Below are 20,074 nucleotides of genomic sequence, written 5' to 3'. Positions count from 1 at the left end.
GAGCGAGCAGGCATCTCAGGTCGGGCAGCGGCCGCGGTTCCGCTGCGGAAGTGAGAAGCGCTGTCGCCCGCGCCCCGGTGAGTGAGGTGCCGTGGCTGGGTAGCGGGCCGTCTTTGGTACACGCTAACGTCAGCTACTGGGTCAACAACAGAACAAATGTAGAACAGGTACTTTGTAACGCAAGGTACTGGTAAAATAATTTTCTGTTAAGCAAGGCTACTCAATCTATCAGCCACTGATTGCCAAGGCTATTCAGTCTGAAAAATATTATAGCATTTGCCGAACCTACCTTTCCCAGCGCTTCGGTTTCACCCTGTCAGATGCAAATCCACCACCTCCAGTTGCCTTCCCCAGGCCTCGTCCACCTAAAAAAAAAGCCCCAGCCATCAAGCAGGGGCAATAGGGCCGTTGCCTTTCCAAAATAAACAGCCGCCGCGCTACACTAAATTCGGCAGAACCCACGAACAAAGAGCCCATCAAAACGAAGCCGCGGAGCGGTGACAAAAGCCCAAAGCATTCTGTCACCGCTCTGCGGCTAGCGCGGAATTTGAGTTGCCTCCCAATCTTCCTTCTATGGAGAAGGTATAACAGTCACCATTCAAGTCGTCTGGCTCACCTTTCCGCGAGCTTCGCGCATCAAGCGAACCAGGGCCGTGCCCGGCAGGGGTGAGGTTCGCCAGCTACTTGCGCTTAACAGCCGGCTTGGCCTTTGGCTTTGTGTTCACTTGTACCGGCGTGCCATTGCGATAAGTCACGGTGCGGTCCACCGTCTGGCCGTCCTCCTTATAATAGGTCCAGACGCCGCTCTGCTTGCTGTTGCGATATAGCCCATTTACGGCCAGGGTACCGTCCTCGCGCAGTTCCCGGAAAGGTCCTTGCAGCATGCTGCGCACGTAAGTTGTTTCCTTGCGCACCTTGCCCGAAGGGAAGTATTCCTGCCCGATTCCCGCCATAAATCCGTTCAGATACGGTTGGCGACTTTGCACCTGTCCATTCTCAAAGTAAGTGAGCCGTTCGCCCACCAGGCGTCCGCTAGGGCCGTAGGTTTCGGTCTTCCGCGGCGTCTTGCCATCGGGATAAAACTCGCGCCAGGTGCCCGCAGGGCGGTTGTTTTTGTACTGTTCCTCGGCTTGCGCGAGTTGCCCGGCCACATCATGGTAACGTGTGATTTTCCGGTCGCGCCCGTTGTTGCTATAGTCTGTATCCTCACGCAGGTTGCCGTTTTCGAAATATTCGAGGCCGTGGCCATTCGGCACCCCATTGCGGTAGGTGATTTTGGTTTTGATTTGGCCACTTTCGAAATAGCTCGTCGCCGGCCCGTCGAGGTTGGCCGTGCCGGTAGGCGGGGCCACGCGCTTGGTCAGGTCATCGCCAAGCTGGTTTTTTACCGGGCGCTGTACCAGCGGGGCCGCGGCGTAGGTGCTCTCCGTCTGGAGCTTGCCGCTGGGGTAATAGCTGCGGTAGCGCCCGCGGCCGTTCTTGTCGGCCAGTACTTCTACCTCAATCTGGCTGTTGGGATAATACGTTTTGTAAGGCCCGGACAGCAACCCACGCGTGAAGCTACCTTCGCTCTGCACCACGCCATTGGGGTAATAAAACTTCACCGCCCCATTCGGCTGCCCATCCACGTAGCCGATTTCCGCCTGGGTTTTGCCGTCCGGGTACAGCGCCTTGAGCGGCCCGTTGGGTTGCCCCTTGGCCAGGGTGGTCCGCAGCCGCACCTCGCCGTTGGGATGGTAGTAAATTAGCTCGCCCGTGGGCTCATCGTTTTCAAAGAAGCCCGTCTGCGCCACGTGGCCATCGTCGTAATACGTTTTGAAAGGCCCTTGTCGGATACCGTCACGGTACGTAGCCTCCAGCCGCCGTGTGCCCGTGGGGTGAAATTCCACGTAAGCCGAGTCGCGCTTACCCTGAGTAAAGCTGGTTTGCTGCTCCAGTTTCCCCGAACGATAAAAGCGCTTGTAAGTACCCTGGGGCACAGTATCAGCTGCCACCAAGGCCGTATATACCTCTCGCTTATACACTTTGGTCGAATCGAAGAAAGTCACGAGTCGACGCAGCTTTTGGGCCTGCGAAGGCAACGCCAGCAGCAATAGAAAAAAAGGCAATAGATATTTCATAGACGCAAGAACGGCGCACCCTACCTAAAAATTTCGCACGCAGTTGTGCAAAATAAAAAGAGGTTTCCCGAGGCTGATGTCCAATCAAACCTCACGAAACCTCTTCTATCCTGCACAACCGCGTGCTACAGGCGCTCTACCACAATGGCGCTGGCCCCGCCGCCGCCATTGCAAATGCCGCTGACGCCGATTTTGCCGCCCTCATTCTTGAGCACGTTCATCAGCGTCGTCACGATGCGCGCGCCCGAAGCACCGAGTGGGTGGCCCAGGCTCACGGCTCCACCGTATAGGTTGACTTTGGTGCCTTCCAGGTTCAGCAGCTGGTTGTTAGCCAGGCTCACCACCGAGAAAGCCTCATTGATTTCATAAAAGTCTACGTCCGCCGCCGTCTTGCCAGCGTTTTTCAATGCCTTCGGAATAGCCAGTGCCGGCGAAGTTGTAAACCACTCGGGCGCCTGCTCTGCATCGGCAAAGCCCAGGATGCGGCCAATGGGCGTAAGGCCCAGCGTTTCAGCTTTCTCGCGGCTCATCAGCAGCACGGCGGCAGCCCCATCGTTCAGGGTCGAAGCGTTAGCGGCCGTCACCGTGCCGTTTTCTTTCAGGAACGCCGGTTTCAGGCCGGGTACTTTCGCGAAATCTACTTTGAGGTATTCCTCGTCGTCCTCAATCACCGTGGTTTTGCCGCGGCTCTCGATGGTTACGGGCACAATTTCATCCTTCTTCTTGCCGGCTTTGGCGGCCGCGGCGCTTCGGGTGTAGCTCTCGATGGCAAAAGCATCCTGCTGCTCGCGGGTGAAACCCATTTCTTTGGCCGTGTTCTCGGCCGCGTTGCCCATGGCATAGTCATGGTATGGGTCCCAGAGGCCGTCGCGCACGAGGCCGTCAATCATCTGACCATGGCCATATTTGGCGCCAAAGCGGGCCTTGTCGAGGTAGTAAGGCACATTGCTCATACTCTCCATGCCACCAGCCAGAATCACATCCGATTGTCCCAGCATAATGGCCTGGGCGGCAAACATGATGGCCTTCGAGCCCGAAGCACAGACTTTATTCACCGTAGTACACTCCACGGTATCAGGCAGGCCCGCTTTTTTGGCCGCTTGCCGGGCGGGTGCCTGGCCCAGGTTGGCCGAAATCACGTTGCCCATAATCACCTGTTCCACTTCCGATGGTGCCACGCCGGCTTTCTCCAGTGCTCCCTTTAAGGCAATGGCGCCCAGTTCGGTGGCCGACAACGATGCCAGAGCCCCGCCAAATGAGCCAATCGGCGTGCGGACGGCAGATATAATGACAACTTCTTTGGTTTGCATATTAGAAACGAATGTAAAAAGTAGTGGGGTGGGAGGTTGAACCGAGCCGCAAAAGTACGGCTTTAGACCCCCCGAAATGGTAATTGCTCAAACAGTTGCCCGCACCGTTTAGTTGACCTGTTAATCATCTTATTATCAGTCCCCATCACCACATCGGCTTGCTTGGATCGAGCTTTTGCTGGGAGGGGCGCGTCAGCTGCTGCAAATACTGTTGCTCCTGCGCCCGCAGCGTTTCCAGGAGTTGGCGGGCCTGGGCCGGGCTCAAGTTCATGGCTTGCAGGCGTTCACGCTGGGTTTGTAGGCGCAAGTCGCTTGGTGTGGCGGCATCTGAGCCTGGGCGGTTGCTCCGGCCATTGGCGGTAGGAGTAGGGGCTATGCTATTCTGGTCCACTCCCTGCTGAGCCCCGGCAGACTCCCCGCTTGCTACTGGCTGAGGTGTTCCGGCACCTGGCGTTCGGCCGCCCTTCGCAGCGTTGCCCGGCGTTGCATCAGCCTGCTGATTATCCGGTTGGCCAGCCGGGTCGGAGCGGCGCTCAGGCGGTGTGGTTGGCGCAGCCGGAGCGGGCCTGGAATCATTAACTTCACCCTTGCGGTCGGTACCGGCTTTCTCTGCTGGCTGCTTTTTGTCACTCCCATTCTTTGCCGACGACGGCTTGGGCGTATCAGGCACAGCAGCTTTGGGTGGCGGCGCAATTTTTGGGCTGTTCGGCTTTTTCGTCAAATAGGCACTCAGCACCTCATAATTAAAGCGTGCTCCGCTATTACGAGGGTCAAGAAGTAACGCCTGCCGCAACAAGCCTAACGCTTGGGCTAGCTGACCCTCCCGGGCAGCCAGCACCGCCAGTTGCTGTCGCGCCACACTGCTCAAAGTTGCTGGACTGCCGGTAAGCAGGCGGCCGTAGGTGGCATGGGCGGCATCAAGCTGCCCGGCCTGCGCCTGCGCATGAGCCAGGTTGAGGAGCAGGCGTGAGTCGGGCGCCCGTCGGGCTTGCGCGGCCAATGCAGCGGTAAACGCAGCAGTAGCCCGTGCCGCATCACCCCGAACGTAGGCCTTAGTGCCATCGGCTACTGCTACATTCCGGTCGCGCACCCACGTAACCAAGCTCCACGTAGGCCTGCCAAGCAGCAAAATAAGTAGCACAAGGTACCTCACGGCCGAATAATGGTGACGGTTAATACGACGTCCAACGCCAGCAGCAGCAGTGCCGAAGCCAACGGATAGCGGTAGCGATTATCGGCCACGGCCACCGTCCGCACTTGCTCGGCCGCGCCCGGCATGGTCTGCAGTGCCCGTAGCAGTGGTTCAAACCCATTTTGCTGATTATTCAACTCAACATACTGCCCGCCAGTTTGCGCGGCTAACTGCAGCAGGGAGGCCTCATGCAGACGACTTAGCACCAACTGCCCGTGAATATCTTTCAAAAAGCCACCCCCGGCTTTCGGCAGGTTAGTCCCCGCGGCTGTCCCCACACCGACCGCGTAGACTCGTGCCCCAGTGCGCCCCAGTGTACGTAGTACCGGTTCCAGGTTTTCGCCAAAATCCTCGCCATCGCTTACCACTACCACTGCCGTGGCTCGCGGCACCACCACTGAGGCAGGTCCCGGTGCTGGTGTCAGCCGGCTCAACACCAGCTCCAGTGGTGCCCGCAGCGTGGTGGGGCCAGGAGGCAGCAAATTAGTTTGCAATGTGCTAATAAAGACCTGTATGGCTTCTTGGTCATACGTAAGTGGGCACTGCACCACTGCCTCTGCCCCAAAAACCACCAGTCCCAGCCGGTCGGCCGGAAACTGGCTTACTAGTTCCTGTAGTTCCGCTTGTGCCCGTAGCAGCCGGGTAGGAGCCACGTCCGGCGCGTCCATTGAGCGCGACACATCCACCAGCAGCCATACATCTTTGCCAGCAGTACGCACCGGGCGCTGGCTTACACCCAGCGATGGGCCTAGTGCTGCGCCCAGAAGCAAGGCAGCCGCCAGCACTCGTAGCATCAGTTTCCAGCCGCGGTGCCGGGGCCGGGTGCCCAGTGCCTGGCTCAGCCGGCTGCTGCGCCGCCACAGCCGCACCAGCAGCAGCAGGCCCACTGCCATGGCTAGCCCCACTGCTACGAAATAAGGATAGGCCCAGGTAAGCAAGATGCTGAACACAGAAATTCTGAAGGACAAATAAACCACCAACTCCGCGCTCGCTCGGCTTTCCGGGGCTTCGAAGATATTTTTTTCAACTAAAGTGTGGGCTTTTCAGATCGGCCCGTATATTTGCACCCGCTTCGAACGGAAGCGAAGACCAGCCTGGAGAGGTGGGTGAGTGGCTGAAACCAGTAGTTTGCTAAACTGCCGTAGCTCTAAAGGTTACCGGGGGTTCGAATCCCCCCCTCTCCACTATAATGTTGGGTTGCGAAAGCTACCCGTTGGGGCTCCACCCAGTAGGAAGCTTTCTTAACTCAACATTATTTTTTTCGGGGTGTAGCGTAGCCCGGTATCGCGCCTGCTTTGGGAGCAGGAGGTCGTAGGTTCGAATCCTGCCACCCCGACATTTATTACCCCGTTTCGACCCCGTAGCTCAGCTGGATAGAGCAACTACCTTCTAAGTAGTCGGTCTTTGGTTCGAATCCAAACGGGGCCATTATTCAAGTCCCTTCCCCACTCGGGAAGGGACTTTTGTATTTTAGGCAAAATCGATTTTCGAAGGAGCACAGTCAAGCGCCGCTGTTAAACAGTACGGCTAGCCCGTTATCGCAATAGCATCTCCAAAAAAGCCGCCGCTCCAAGACGTTTTTCCAGCTGTGGGTCTGCACCTTGTCGCAACCCACACACTGCAAATGTCGTTGTTTTGGGAAAAATCAATATTGTATCTTATATTGGCCCCTCAAGCATCTGAAATAACATACCCTTTGCATAAGGATGCGCTGATGATTTTTCACCCTCTTCATTTTTTTCTTCTCCACCTAAATTCAACATCATTGTAATTTGTCATGAAAAAAAACTTACTCTTCTTGGGTTTGCTCGGGTTCGCCAATCAGGTTCAGGCACAAGGTCCCTGGACGCAGGTCAATAACCCATCTCCTAATATATTCGGTCCCTACACCATCGAACGGATTCATACGTTGTCGCCCACCCTGATGTGGGGGGTTGCATCAGACCGAGTGCCTGCAGGTGCTCCTGCTTCCATTCCAGGTTACTTCATAGTTACCAATAACCCAACTGGCGCCGGCGACCAGTTTGATTTTGGCGCTGTCACGGTATCCAACGACGGGGCGGCTCCTACTAGCCATAATGCAACTGTTGCTAACATTTCCGGGATTTCGGCCACTACTGCCGTTGCCGCAGCATATCCGGGCTCTACCTATGTAACCGGGCCGGCAGCTACCGCCTATGGCGGCGAAATCGTAAAAACAACCAACGCTGGTAACTCCTGGGTTAAAAAAACAACTGCTACGCAGTTCAGAGGCGAAGGAGCCTTCTGCAACTGGGTGCACATGTTCACACCCCTGATTGGGGTAGCATTGGGTGACCCAACCACCGCGGCTCCTAATCAGTTCGAAATTCTGCGAACTACTGATGGTGGTGAAACCTGGAACCGCCTTACAACTGGGGTTCCGCCTGCTATCGCAAATGAATATGGCAATGCGGAAGCATTTTTTGCATTAGACAGCACCCCTGGTACACTGTGGGCTGGTTTAGCATCCTCTGATCAAACTGCTCAAGTACGTGTAATCAAAACCACGGATTTTGGAGTGACCTGGACCGTTTCAAACCTGATTCCTAACATGGTTGGTGCCGTAACTCGACTGGCATTTAAAAATGCTAATGAAGGCATTTGCTATGGCTATACAATTACGGGCGGTACGCCGGGCACTATTACAGGCCTCAATGTGGCTCGTACTACCGACGGAGGCATCAACTGGACCCCGATTACGCCTGTTAACAATGCCAGTGGCAGCTTCTTTCGCAACGATATCGATGCCGTTAACGGCGTGTACTACAGTGTAGGTCCGCGTTACCCCGTACCCACTACTGGCCAAGTGCCTGAAGATTTTGGTACCTCTACTAGCACCGATGGCGTTAACTGGACAAACCTGACTGTCTCAACAACCACGGCAGCAACTCCGGGCTACTTCTTTACACTGGATTTGATTCCGGGTGCTACGGCAAATAGCACCGTAGGGTATGGTACCCTCTTCACTGATATAAACGGTGTAGGCGGGATTTTTAAGTATTCACGTACGTTAACGGCCAATCGCAATGCCGCTTTACAAAGCACTCTAAGCGTGTCGCCTAATCCTAGTTCCTCCGGGGTATTCAAGGTCAACTTGGGTTCGGACTTGAAAGCCGGTGCTCAACTTACCGTGATAGACGTAGTAGGACGTCAGGTGCGCTCGCAGTTACTCAACGCCGCGGCAATTGGGGCTAAGACCTTTAACCTGGACTTGGGTGGTGAAAAAACCGGCGTTTACACCCTGCGGATTCGCACGGACGCTGGCATTGCTACCCAAAAAGTGGTGATTGACTAATCCTTTTTGCGCAGTTGTAAAAAAGCCTCTCCCCGTTAGGAGGGGCTTTTTTGTGCCCAAATTTCTTCCTAATGAGGAGCTTGGTTTCAGGTTTTACCGACGAGCTGTAAAATAAAAAAATACGGTGATGAAAAGCGCAAAATCTGACAGGAATGGGATTAAATAAGTACTTTTGAGTGTTAGGTAACAAGCGACCAAACCGGCCGCTCACTGCTTAGTTTTTACCCCCGCCCACATGAGCGAAACGAAAGAGAAAATCCCCCAGTCGGACTATTCCGCCGACAGTATTCAAGTACTAGAAGGGTTGGAGGCCGTGCGCAAGCGGCCTAGCATGTACATCGGCGATACCGGCATGAAAGGCCTACACCACTTGGTGTGGGAAGTAGTCGACAACTCGATTGACGAAGCCCTTGCTGGGCACTGCGACCTGATTAATGTCACCATCAACGAGAACAACTCCATCACCGTCCGCGATAACGGCCGGGGCATTCCCGTGGACTGGCATGCTAAGGAAGGCAAGTCGGCTCTGGAAGTGGTGCTCACGGTACTGCACGCCGGCGGCAAGTTCGATAAAGGCTCATATAAAGTCTCGGGTGGCCTGCACGGCGTGGGAGTGAGCTGCGTGAACGCCCTCAGCACCGATTTGAAGGTGACTGTGCGTCGCAACGGTCACAAGTATGAGCAAGAGTACAAAATCGGCTTCCCGCAGTACCCCGTGAAAGAGGTGGGCGACACCGACGAGCACGGTACAGAAGTGCAATTCTTGCCCGATGCCACTATTTTCACTGAAACAGAGTACCGTTACGATACAGTAGCTTCGCGCTTGCGCGACCTATCTTATCTCAACAAAGGCATCCGCATCACCCTCACTGACCGCCGCGAAAAGCTGGAAGGCGGCGAATTTCGCAGTGAAGAGTTTTTCTCGACCGGCGGGCTGCGCGACTTCGTGCAGTACCTTGATGGCGATATGCGGCCGTCGCTGCTCTCGGAGCCCATTTACGTCGAGAGCGAGAAGGGTGGCACGCCAGTGGAAGTAGCTCTGCAGTACAATACATCGTACCAGGAAAACGTCTATTCCTACGTTAATAATATCAATACTATCGAAGGCGGCACGCATGTGGCAGGCTTTCGCTCAGCGGTGACGCGGGTGCTCAAGACTTACGGCGACAAGAATAAGCTGTTTGAGAAAGCCAAGGTAGAAATCACGGGCGACGACTTCCGCGAAGGCCTGACGGCCGTTATTTCGGTGAAAGTAGCCGAGCCACAATTTGAAGGACAAACCAAAACCAAACTCGGTAACTCCGACGTGAGCGGCGCGGTGAACTCCGTGGTTGGGGAGATTTTGACCGAGTATCTGGAGGAGAATCCCAACCAGGCCAACCGAATCATGGAGAAGGTGATTCTGGCGGCTAAGGCCCGTATCGCCGCCCGTAAGGCTAAAGACATGGTGCAGCGCAAGGGCGTGCTCTCGTCGAACAGCCTGCCGGGCAAGCTCGCCGACTGCTCGGAGTCAGACCCTGAAATCTGTGAGCTGTACCTCGTCGAAGGAGATTCAGCGGGTGGCACGGCCAAGCAGGGCCGCAACCGGGCGTTTCAGGCGATTCTGCCGTTGCGCGGTAAAATTCTGAATGTGGAGAAAGCCCAGGAGCACCGCATTCTGGAGAACGAGGAAATCAAGAACATGATTACCGCACTGGGTGTGAGCTTCAATGAGCGCAAGTCGTTGGCTTTTACTACTGAGGATGATGGTACCGAATCGGGGCCGCTAAACTTTAGCAAGTTGCGCTACCACAAGGTCATCATCATGACCGACGCCGATATCGACGGCTCGCATATTCGTACGCTGATTTTGACTTTCTTCTTCCGCTATATGCGCGAGCTGGTCGACCGGGGCTTTATTTATATCGCTCTGCCGCCGCTTTACCTCGTGAAGCGCGGCAAGGAGGAGCGGTACTGCTGGACCGAGGACGAGCGCATGGCGGCCCAAGAAGAGATGGGCCGGGGCAAGCCCGAAACTGTGAACGTGCAGCGCTACAAAGGGCTTGGTGAAATGAACGCTGAGCAGCTCTGGACCACCACCATGCAGCCCATGACCCGTACGCTGAAGCAGGTGACGGTAGAATCGGCCGCCGAGGCCGACCACCTGTTTTCCATGCTGATGGGCGATGAAGTAGCCCCACGACGCGACTTCATCGAGCGGAACGCCAAATACGCTAAACTGGACGTGTAACCAACACCTCTCGGAAAAGGCCCGCTGCAAAGCGGGCCTTTTCGTTTTCAAGACAGCGTAGAGCTACACCAAAATAAATCATTACTTTTTCTAGTTTGAACTGATGCGGCAATTGATATCTTCAGGCGCACCTTGGGAGCCCATTGTGGGTTACTCACGAGCCGTGCGCGTGGGCAACGTGGTGGAAGTAGCCGGTACTACGGCTCAAGATGGTGATGTGGTGACGGGCGCAGATGCTTACGCCCAAACCAAGCGCGTTCTTGAAAAGATAGGGGCAGCACTAACGGAGGCAGGCGCGACGTTCAAGGATGTGGTGCGCACGCGGATGTTCGTAACTGATATCTCCCAGTGGGAGGCCGTAGGGCGGGCGCATGGGGAGGTGTTTGGCGCTATTCGTCCGGCCGCATCCATGCTGGAAGTTAAGGCTCTGATTGACCCGCGGTTGCTGGTGGAGATTGAAGCTACGGCCATTATTTCCGCGTAAATCATTATTTCCAGGGCCGTTTTTACGTATTTTGCCCTGTATTCCATTTGTCATCATGAAGCTCTTCAAGTCCGCCGACCTCATCCGCAAAAGCAAGTACATCAGCCGCGACCTGAGTTGGTTGCGGTTCAACTATCGCGTGCTTGACCAGGTACAGGATGCCAGCCGCGGCTTGTTTGATAAGCTCAAATTCCTGGCCATCACCAGCTCGAACCTGGACGAATTTTTCATGATTCGGGTGGGGTCACTCTACAATTACCTTGATTACGGGAAAGAGCGGATTGATTACTCAGGCCTGCGGGAGCTGCCGTTTCGGCGCAAGCTGCTCGATTTCGCGCACCGTTTCGTGAACGACCAGAGCCTGACTTATCTGAATGAGCTAAAGCCCAACTTCGAAAAGAATGGCTTCAACATTCTGAAAATGTCGGACCTGACGGAACTAGAGGTGAAAAAGGCCGATGGCTATTTCAAGAACACCGTGTTTCCGCTGCTCACACCGATGGTGTACGACGCCTATCACGGCTTCCCGCTCATGATGAACCAAATGCTCATCTTTGGCGTGGTCACCCGGATTGGTAACGGTGCGGCGGGGCTGGACGGCGAAACCGAGAAAGGACAGGAGCGGCTTACTTTCGTGCAAATTCCGCAAAACCTGACCCGGTTTTTTGAGCTTATGCGCAAGGATAAGGTCATTTTTGTGCCTATTGAGGAAGTAGTGCGTGAGTTTCTGCCGCGACTGTTTCGCAACGTGGAAATTGTGGCTGCCAACCTGTTCCGCATCACGCGCAACGGCGACTTCACGCTGGAAGAGTCAGACGACATCGACAACGACTTCATCAAAGAAATTCAGGTCGGCCTGAAAACCCGCAAGCGCGGGCGCGTGGTGCGTGTGGAAGTAGAGCCCAATGCCTCGCCAGTGCTGATGAACGTGTTGCGCGAGCGGTGGAACATTGACAACGGTAACATATTTGTAATCAACTCACTGATTGATCTGAAAGGCCTGTGGCAGATTGTGCGCCACCCTAATTTCCGCGGGAAGACGGCCAAGCAGCCCTCGGCCGTAGCGCCATTGAGCCTGCCGGAAGGTGCCGAGGATAACATGTTTGAGTACCTCAAGCACCACGATGTGCTGTTGCACCACCCCTACAATAGCATTGAGCCCATGGTGCGGTTGCTGGAAGAGGCTGCTGTAGACCCGCACGTGCTAGGCATTAAGCAAACCATTTACCGATTGGCCGATGACTCCCGCGTCTCGGCCGCGCTACTGAAGGCGGCCGAGAATGGCAAGCACGTTTCGGTGCTATTTGAGGTGAAGGCGCGGTTTGATGAGGAGAGAAATATCCGCGAAGGTGCCAAACTGGAGAAAGCCGGCTGCTTCGTGATTTATGGCGTGAGTAAATACAAGACGCACACCAAACTGCTCATGATTATCCGCAAGGAGGGAGAGAAGGTGACGCGCTATGTGCACATTGGCTCGGGGAACTACAACGAGCAAACGGCTCGTCTTTACACCGATGTGAGCTTGCTCACGACCAACGACACCTACGGGCACGACGTATCGGAGTTTTTCAACGTAATCACCGGGCACTCGCAGCCCGACGATTACGAGTACCTCATCACGGCGCCCAAGGACATGCGGCAGCAGCTCATTCACCTCATTCGGGAGGAAGTGAAGCATGCGAAAAAAGGCCTGCCCAGCGGCATCGTGATGAAGATGAATTCGCTGGAAGACAAGGAGATTATCGACGAGTTTTACAAGGCGGCGAAGGCGGGGGTACCCATCCGGTTCATCGTGCGTGGCATTTGCTGCCTGCGGCCGGGGCGGCCCGGTTTGAGCGAGAACATCGAGGTGCGCAGCATTGTGGGCGAGTACTTGGAGCACACCCGTTTGTTTTACTTCCACCACGGCGGCGAAGCCCGGGTATATGCCGGCTCGGCCGATATCATGGTTCGGTCCTTCGACCGGCGCATTGAGGCATTGTTTCTGATTGTGAATCCGCAACTTAAGCGCGAGGCTATCAATATTCTGATGATGAATATGCTGGACAATCAGAATAGCTACGTGATGCGGGAGGATGGGGCCTATGTACGACAACGGCCCGCCGCTGGTGAGCCGGTCGTTAATGTGCACAAAGACTTTTTTAAGCGCGATGAAGCGCAGTTGGCGCAGGCCACGCCCGAAGGCTTGCTGGCTCTATTGTACCAGCAAGCGACGCGACGCCAGGAGCAGGCCCTGGTTGCCGACGAGCAGGCAGCCGTAGTAACCGGCAGCGAGGCCTTGGGTGGCGACCGCGACGCGGGCTTCGGTGCTGACGACTTTGACGGCGCCGAAGCTGGTGGGGAGGCGGAAATAGCGCACCCGGCGACCATCGGCGAGACTAATTAGTACCAAGTGGGCCTCAGTGGTGCCGGTAGGCAAAGTGTAGCGTAATTCGGCGATGCCGGCAACGATAGGCGTGAACCAGGAAATGAAAGAAGGCCCTCAGGTTGAGCGAAGCATTGCTTTACTCAACCTGAGGGCCTTCCTTTTATCTTCTTTATTCCAGTTCGGCAGGAGTGTTTTGGAGGTCGGGTACTGGTAGTTGAGCAGGGTGGCCAGCCTCGGGGCTCAGCTCGTCAAAATAGTCTTCGAACAGGGCTTGTAGCATGCCATCTTTCAGGCCGATGTCGGGCACAACCATGCTGTTGACGTTGGCCCACTGCATGGCGGAGAGGTAGATGTGGCCAGCGGGCACGATGACGTCGGCGCGGTCGGGGTTGAGCATGGCCACGTTCACGCGCTCACTCATGCTGAGGCTGGCGAGGCGGGCGAGGGTAGTCTCGATACTGCGGCGCGTTACCGGTTTGTTGGGGGCGGCGGGGGTGAGGCTGTAGAGCTTGTTGATATTGCCGCCGGTGCCGATAGCGCGAGTGACGTGGTAGGTGCGGGCATTGGTGCGCACCCATTCCTCCATGCGGGCCCAGAGCTCGTTTTGAGCGTCGGTGCTGGCGGCGCCGCTCTCTTCCTGCTGCATGCGCCGGATAGAGCCAATTTCGAACGACTGCGCGGCTACTTTGCGGCGGTCGTGGTAGATGTTGAATTCGGTGCTGCCTCCCCCCACGTCGATGTGCAGGTAGTGGCGCTTATCTTCCAGCACGTGCTCGATGACGCGGTTGATGTAGAAAGCTTCGTCCTGACCGTCAATTACTTTGATTTCCATGCCCAACTGCTCGCGCACGCGGGCCACTATTTCGGGGCCATTGGCGGCGGAACGCATGGCCGACGTGGCACAGATAAGGTAGTGCGCCACGCCGTGGACTTCCATCAGCAGCTTGAGGGCGTGGAGAAACTTGACAAACTGGTCTTCTTTGGCCGGCGAAATGCGACCAATGGCGAATACATCTTCGCCCAACCGCATGGGAAAACGTACGTACTCAACGCGTTTGAGACGGTAGCGGCCTTCGTAATACAGTACGGCCGATATCTGGCAGCGCACGGCGTTAGACCCAATATCAATGGCAGCGAGCTTGCGCAGCGGAAAATTCACAGTCAAGAAGGGGTAAGTGAGCAGAAGGCCCAAAGATAGGGCTGACCACTCGCTGAGTGCACCCCAGCAGGCTAGGACGTGGTTCGCACCGGGCTGGACTCGCCTTCGAGCCAAGCTTTGAAGGCGCTGGCTTTGCCGCGACTCACCAACATTTCGTCGCTGACCTCGGGGTGGAGGTCGAGCTTGTATTTGCCGTTGAAATAGGGATGCAGGCGACGCACGGCGCTTAGGTGCAGCAGCAGCTGGCGGTTGGCCCGGAAAAACTGGCGGGGGTCAAGCAGGCGTTCGAGTTGCTCCAGGGTGTAGTCAAGTACGAAGCGGCGGCCGTCGTGGGCTACGATGGTGGTGAGCTCATGGCGGGTGACAAAGTAGGCCACTTGGTCGACATCGAGCGGGAGCAATTGGGAGCCGCTGCTCACCAGGAAACGGGTTTTGTAGGGCTTGCCGGCCAGGGGCAGGCTGTCGAGTAGGCGTTCGAGGCGCTGGGCGCTTTCGTTGGGCGAGAAGCTGGGGCGCAGGTCATGGAATTTGCTCAGGGCGGCTTGTAAGTCGGCCAATTTCACAGGCTTGAGCAGGTAGTCGATACTACGCACCCGGAAAGCCTTGATGGCGTACTCGTCGTAGGCAGTGGTGAATATGATGGGGCTGCGCAGGGCCAGACCTTCGAATATTTCGAAGCTGAGACCGTCGCTGAGCTGAATGTCGCTAAGAATGAGGTCGGGGGCGGGGTTGGAGGCCAGCCATTGGCGCGTGGCGGCCACGCTTTGCAGGACGGCCAGCACTTCGGCGCTGGGGTCGGCTTGGCGCAGCAGCCGCTGTAGGCGCTCGGCAGCTGGGTACTCGTCTTCGAGGAGGAGAATTTGCATGAGGCAGGGTGAAGGAAGACCGAAAAACTCCCCTCCTTACCAAGGAGGGGATGTTCGAACCGAAGGTTCGGACAGGGGTGGTTGTAGGCGTTGAACGATGGTGGAACGGCCTACGCGGGTACTTTTTGGGTTACTCCATGCGCGAGTCTGGTTCGGGTATCGCGCAGCCCTCGTTCAATAACTCATACGCCCACAACCACCCCTGTTCAGCCTAGCGGCTGAACATCCCCTCCTTGGTAAGGAGGGGAGTGTGACGTTCAGTTAGCTTAGTAAGGGTAGGCGTACAGTGAAGAAGCCGGCTTCGCGGCTTACTTCCACGGGTTGCTGGGTGAGGAGGCGGTAGCGGTCGATGATGTTGCGCAGGCCGACTTTGGTGGAGGTGGAGAGGCCGGTTTTGGGTTGCAGGTTGTTTGCTACGCTCACGTAGCCGGCGTTGGCGGGGCTCATTTCGGCCTGGAGGGTGACGCGCAACGGGTTTTCGGGGGAGATGACGTTGTGTTTTAAGGCGTTTTCGATGAGCATCTGCACGCTGAGGGGCGCTACGGTGCCGGCACCGGCGCCGGGGGCAATGTGGTGTTCCACCAGCAGGTCGTCGCGGAAGCGGGTTTTATTCAGGGCCACGTAGGCATCCACGAATGCCAGCTCCTCGGAGAGAGTGACGGTGGTTTTGTCGCGGCTGAGCAGCACGTAGCGGTACACATCAGAGAGCTGCTCCACGAAGCGCTGGGCTTCGGCGTTGGTGTCGTCGATGAGGGCGGAGAGCGTGTTGAGGCTGTTGAAGAGGAAATGCGGGTCGAGCTGGCGTTGCAAGGCTTCGAGCTCGGTTTGCAGGGCGGCGCGGGCCAGGGCTTCGGAGCGCTGGAGGTTTTTTTTCCACTCGCCGAAGAAAAGGGCGCTTTCGTAGAGGGAGGTCACGAAGAGCGTTGGCACAAGGTTGGCCAGGTAGTTATGCCACACCTCTCCCTGGGGACACAGCACAATGCCGACGACTACTTGCAGGACCCAGTTCAGGGATACGGTAGCCAGGTAGGTGTAGACCAAGCTGCTAAGGGTTTGGAAAAGCAGGCGTCGGCCCGTCTGGTCGTAGCGCGGAAACAGGCGCCGCATCAGCACCAGGATGCCTCGGATGCCTTCCCAGATGGTGACCGTGATGGTCAAGCTCACCCCCACGTGGGGCAGGAGCGTGTGCCAGTCGTTGAAGGCGGCGGGGCCGTCGTGCACGAACTGCATCAGTATCGCTATTACCGGCGCACCTATAATCCGGGCCCATTTATCGTTCATGGTAATTATTCTAGGCAAAGGCAGTAGTTAGGCTGAAAGATAAGAAGATGCTAATGAAGAAGGAGCGTTCTGCCTCGACAAGCGGATGCCCGATAAAGCAGAACGTTCGTCAATCAATCTTTCAGCCGCTAAGTTAGAACGTGAGGCGGTAGAAGGGCACGGGCAGGAAACCTTGCTGGTAAGCCGTGCCGATGGCGTTGGTGCGTGGGTTGTAGGCTTGCTGGAAAATGTTCTGGTTAGCCGACACGTTTTGCAGGTCCAGGGCAATTTCGTGGGTGAGGCGGGCGCGGTTGATTTTGTAGCCTATTTTCATGTCGGCCCGGAAATAATTGGGCTGCTGCACCGAGAAAGCCCGGTCGTACTCGTACACGGCGGTGCGGATACTGCTCGATGCTTCGAGGTTAATCGGAGTAACGTAGCGGCCGCCGGTGGTGGCTGCTTTAAGGCTAACAGTGAAGGTATTGCCCCGTGAACCCACACGAAATTCCCGGCCCACCAGCGCATTGGCTACGAACTGGGTATTGAAGGGCGTGTTGCGCTCCACGCCGTCGCTGCCTTTGTACCTGGACTCGAACAGCGAGCCGGTGAGCAGGAAATAGTAGCCGTGAGAGAAGCTCCGCTCCAGAGTCAGCTCCAGGCCGTAGTTGCGGCCAGTGCCTTCGTTCACGAGGTTGCCCTTGTTGGTAGGCCCGAAATCCACGCCCTGGGTCAGCTGCGAGAAGTAGCTGGGGGTGCGTTCCACAGGGGCGTCAAAAATCCATTGGTGGTAGCCTTCCACGCGCAGGTGCAGGTTGTCGGACAGCTGGCGGTCGTACGCCAGCACGAGGTGGTGGCTGCGCGTAAAGCCTAGGTCCTTATTGGTGAGGACGTAGGAGCCATCGGTCTGTTCCGTCTGGTAGAAATAGGTGAGCAGCGGCTGCAAGGTGCTGTGCAGGCCATAAGCCAGGCTGACGGTGCTGCCCGCCGACACCTGGTATTGCAAGCCGAGGCGGGGTTCCACGACGGTGCTGCCGTTTAGCTCGAAGCGCGAGGCGTTGGCGCCGGCATTCAGGCTAAGCTGGTCGGTGAAGCGGTGTTTCCACTGCACGTAGAGCTGCGAGAGAGCCGTGTTGCCGCTGGCGTCGCGCTCGATGCGGCGCTCGGGGAAGGTGTAGCCGCTAGCGTACTTATACTGCAACAAATCGACGATGACGCCGGCCGATACCCGGTCGCGGGCGCTGAATTTGTGGGTCAGCGACAGGTTGGTCGAAAGCTTTTCCTGGGTGAAATCCGCGTCATAGTTCGGGGTTTCCGACAGCACGCGGCGGCCGTTGGCGTAGATAATCGTGTCCTGGTTGAACTCCTGGGTGGTGCGGGAGGCCGAGAGCGTGAGCTTGGCCACGGTACGGTCGGAGAGGCGGTGCTCGTAGCTGGCCGCCGCAATGCCGGTAGTGAAGCGTGAGCGGCCGTTGGTATTTTCGTCGCCGAAGACGTCGGCTTGGGTCGAGTCCACGTCCTTGCCCAGGAAGGTGATGTTGCTGCGGCCGCCCAAGGTCCAAAGGCTCAGGTTGCCGCGCTGGCCCACGGGCAGGTCGGTTTTGAAGGTGAAATCCTGGTATTCGGGTGTGCCCGAGATTTCATACCCCACCGCCTTGAGCAGCGAGAACAGCGAATAGCGGTAATTTACCAGGTACGAGGCCTTCGATTTGGAGGAGTAAGGCCCCTCGGCTCCTAGCTCTACGCCATTGAAACCCACTTGGCCCAGAAACTCGCGTTTCTCGTCGTTGCCCTTGCGCAGGCGCAGGTCAAACACGGAGCCCAGGGCGTTGGCATACTCGGCCGGAAACGCGCCGGTGAGAAAGTCGGACTTGGCCAGCAGGTTGTTGTTGAGCATCGAAACCGGGCCACCAGTGGTGCCCTGAGCCCCGTAGTGGTTGGGATTGGGAATGTTCACCCCATCGAGGCGCCAGAGCAGCGAGGCCGGCGAGTTGCCGCGTACCACGATGTCGTTGCGCGAGTCGTTGGCGCTACTTATGCCGGCAAAGTTCTGGGCCATGCGGGCCGGGTCGCCGAGGGCGCCGGCGTAGCGGTTGGCCTCGATGGGCGAGAAGGGGCGGGCCGAAACGGTGGCCATCTCGTTGTTAGTCACGTTGCGGTCTTCGCTGCGTTTGTACACCACCTGTACCTCATCGAGCTTGGTGAGGCGTTCGGTCAGGCTAAAATCGAGCACGACTTCTTTGCCCGCGTTAACGATTACCTCGTTGAGGAGCAAGTCTTCATAGCCCACGCTGCTGATGCGCAGCTTGATGCGACCCACCGGCACGCCCGTCAGCCGAAAGCGGCCATCTACGTCGGTACTAGCGCCTAGGGCGGGCTCCACGCCGAGCACCACTACTGTCGCCCCAATGACGGGCGCTTTAGCGGCCGCATCGAGCACGGTGCCGCGCACGGTTTGGGTGGCTGTGCTGGACTGGGCCTGCACGGCAGGCCTGAAACCCACGGCCGCCAGCAGGAGAATAAAGATGTAAAAGAGCTTGCGCATATCCTTTGGTGATTGGTTGATGCACCAAAGGTGGCCGAAGCGGTAAGCGGCTGAAAGCTGATTTGGGCCGAAACGTCGAGCCTTGGGGGGCGAAGCGACGGAAAAGGCAGGTGGGAAGCAGGGCGTATTGCTGGTAGTATCGGCTTGTCGTTCAACCTCACCCCCGGCCCCAGAGTGGCTAAGTCCTGCCTACTTATCAATTCGAAAACCCAGCCCGACTTGCAGCAGGCGCTGTAGAGCGCCGAACCCTTTGCCCCCACGTGCTGGCTTTCGGCAAAGCTGCCGCTCACCAGGTGGTAGTTGCCCTGCACAGGCGTGAGCTGCAAGCTGTAGTCGTGGGCGGCGGCGTAAACCACGCCGGGGTTGCCTTGCAGGGTGTTGAGCAGCTCTTTGCGCAATTCCTGATAGCGCGGGTTGGCCAGGTCGCGGGGCGTGCCCACGTTTTGGCGGTAAGCCGCGTAGATGGTGCCGAACACGGGCGGGCTCAGATGGTGCGCAAGGGGCTCGTGGCCGCCGTACACGCCGTTGCTAACCACGGGGTGGTGGCCCAGCAGCAGCACGTTTTTGCCCTTGGTATCGTCGAGAATATCCTGCAGCTGCTCCCGAAACTCCTCTTTCGTGAGGGTTTTGCAATCGGTATCCGGCGCCTCGGGGCGGTCGAAGGGGTGGGTGAACCACGGCGTATTCAGAGCTACCAGCCGCACCAGCGGGGCCACGTCCACTACTTCGGGGCCGGGGCAGCCATTGGTGGGAAGGAAGGCGTTTTGGTCCGGCAGCTGCTGCTCGATGTACTTCTCCAAGCGACGCACGGCCTTCAGGCCGTCCGGGCCGGAGTTGGCCCAGTCCTTATCGCCGGGCAGGAAGTAGATTTTGCCCTGCGGCAAGCCCTTTACCAGGGCAATGAGGGCATCAGCGCGGCTGCGTTCGGCCTGGGCCAGCGCGGTTTCTCCATTGGCTACCAAGCCGGTGTTGCCCACGATGTCGCCCAGGTGCACCACAGTGAAGGGACCGGTTTGCTGTTCCAGGGTCTGGCGCAGTTGTCGGAGGCGCTCGGTAGGAAGATTGGTCTGGGCGGTATTACCCAGCAGAAAAACCGTGTGGGCAGGAGGGAAACTTTGAGCTTGAGTGGCAACGGCAAACAGTAAGGAAGCCGCCGTCAGGGAGAAGGCGCAAATGCGGTGCATAAAGGCAGTTTATCCGCCCTCTTACGGCTGTCGAGCTAAAAAG

The 20,074-nt window shown here is 57.2% G+C and carries 13 protein-coding genes and 3 tRNA genes; 7 read left to right on the top strand and 9 right to left on the bottom strand.

The genetic code is table 11. From position 1 onward, the window contains the following. Window positions 1–680: 680 nt before the first annotated feature. From WX88_RS03075 to WX88_RS03060, 4 genes are all read right to left on the bottom strand, one after another. The gene (locus WX88_RS03075) at window positions 681–2,120 is read right to left on the bottom strand and encodes a toxin-antitoxin system YwqK family antitoxin (RefSeq protein ID WP_046242759.1); all 1,440 of its coding nucleotides are present in this window, start codon (window positions 2,118–2,120) and stop codon (window positions 681–683) included. 125 nt (window positions 2,121–2,245) lie between these two features. Then, on the bottom strand, window positions 2,246–3,430 hold the full coding sequence (locus WX88_RS03070; protein WP_046242758.1) for an acetyl-CoA C-acyltransferase: 1,185 nt from the start codon (window positions 3,428–3,430) through the stop codon (window positions 2,246–2,248). Window positions 3,431–3,575: 145 nt separating this feature from the next. Next, window positions 3,576–4,583: a hypothetical protein gene (locus WX88_RS03065; protein ID WP_197076647.1), complete on the bottom strand. Its 1,008-nt coding sequence runs from the start codon at window positions 4,581–4,583 to the stop codon at window positions 3,576–3,578. Then, window positions 4,580–5,572, bottom strand: coding sequence for a VWA domain-containing protein (locus WX88_RS03060; protein WP_052732279.1), 993 nt, complete (start codon window positions 5,570–5,572; stop codon window positions 4,580–4,582). The genes WX88_RS03065 and WX88_RS03060 overlap by 4 nt, the downstream gene beginning before the upstream one ends. A gap of 146 nt (window positions 5,573–5,718) precedes the next feature. Between WX88_RS03060 and WX88_RS03055 the strand changes: the two genes are divergently transcribed. The 7 genes from WX88_RS03055 to ppk1 all read left to right on the top strand — a co-directional run bounded on the left by WX88_RS03055 (window position 5,719) and on the right by ppk1 (window position 13,038). Then, window positions 5,719–5,806: transfer RNA gene (locus WX88_RS03055), tRNA-Ser, on the top strand. 78 nt (window positions 5,807–5,884) lie between these two features. Further along, a tRNA-Pro gene (locus WX88_RS03050) sits at window positions 5,885–5,958 on the top strand. Window positions 5,959–5,976: 18 nt separating this feature from the next. Next, window positions 5,977–6,050: transfer RNA gene (locus WX88_RS03045), tRNA-Arg, on the top strand. Window positions 6,051–6,399: 349 nt separating this feature from the next. Beyond that, a complete protein-coding gene (locus WX88_RS03040; RefSeq protein ID WP_046242756.1) occupies window positions 6,400–7,938 on the top strand; it encodes a T9SS type A sorting domain-containing protein in 1,539 nt (512 codons plus the stop codon). Window positions 7,939–8,173: 235 nt separating this feature from the next. Then, window positions 8,174–10,168 (top strand): DNA topoisomerase (ATP-hydrolyzing) subunit B, encoded by a 1,995-nt coding sequence (gene gyrB / locus WX88_RS03035; protein ID WP_046242755.1) that lies wholly within the window; start codon window positions 8,174–8,176, stop codon window positions 10,166–10,168. A 100-nt stretch (window positions 10,169–10,268) separates the two neighbouring features. Then, a complete protein-coding gene (locus WX88_RS03030) occupies window positions 10,269–10,652 on the top strand; it encodes a RidA family protein (protein WP_197076670.1) in 384 nt (127 codons plus the stop codon). Window positions 10,653–10,707: 55 nt separating this feature from the next. Further along, window positions 10,708–13,038 carry a polyphosphate kinase 1 gene (gene ppk1 / locus WX88_RS03025; protein ID WP_082115812.1) on the top strand — a complete coding sequence of 777 codons (2,331 nt, stop codon included), beginning with the start codon at window positions 10,708–10,710 and terminating at the stop codon, window positions 13,036–13,038. A gap of 151 nt (window positions 13,039–13,189) precedes the next feature. Here ppk1 and WX88_RS03020 read toward each other — a convergent pair whose 3' ends face one another. The 5 genes from WX88_RS03020 to WX88_RS31300 all read right to left on the bottom strand — a co-directional run bounded on the left by WX88_RS03020 (window position 13,190) and on the right by WX88_RS31300 (window position 20,031). Beyond that, a complete protein-coding gene (locus tag WX88_RS03020) occupies window positions 13,190–14,179 on the bottom strand; it encodes a Ppx/GppA phosphatase family protein (RefSeq protein ID WP_082115844.1) in 990 nt (329 codons plus the stop codon). Between the two features lie 71 nt (window positions 14,180–14,250). Beyond that, window positions 14,251–15,045, bottom strand: a complete 795-nt coding sequence (locus WX88_RS03015) for a LytR/AlgR family response regulator transcription factor (protein ID WP_046242753.1) — start codon at window positions 15,043–15,045, stop codon at window positions 14,251–14,253. Window positions 15,046–15,306: 261 nt separating this feature from the next. Further along, window positions 15,307–16,326: a sensor histidine kinase gene (locus WX88_RS03010; RefSeq protein WP_046242752.1), complete on the bottom strand. Its 1,020-nt coding sequence runs from the start codon at window positions 16,324–16,326 to the stop codon at window positions 15,307–15,309. Window positions 16,327–16,459: 133 nt separating this feature from the next. After that, window positions 16,460–18,787: a TonB-dependent receptor gene (locus WX88_RS03005; RefSeq protein WP_449404334.1), complete on the bottom strand. Its 2,328-nt coding sequence runs from the start codon at window positions 18,785–18,787 to the stop codon at window positions 16,460–16,462. After that, window positions 18,697–20,031 (bottom strand): metallophosphoesterase, encoded by a 1,335-nt coding sequence (locus WX88_RS31300; RefSeq protein ID WP_231590615.1) that lies wholly within the window; start codon window positions 20,029–20,031, stop codon window positions 18,697–18,699. The genes WX88_RS03005 and WX88_RS31300 overlap by 91 nt, the downstream gene beginning before the upstream one ends. Between the last annotated feature and the right edge of the window lie 43 nt (window positions 20,032–20,074).

This window comes from Hymenobacter terrenus, from assembly GCF_000972495.1.
GTDB classification, from domain to species: domain Bacteria; phylum Bacteroidota; class Bacteroidia; order Cytophagales; family Hymenobacteraceae; genus Hymenobacter; species Hymenobacter terrenus.
Note: the sequence above shows the minus strand (reverse complement) of the source record. Positions and strands in the feature narration are given on the sequence as shown.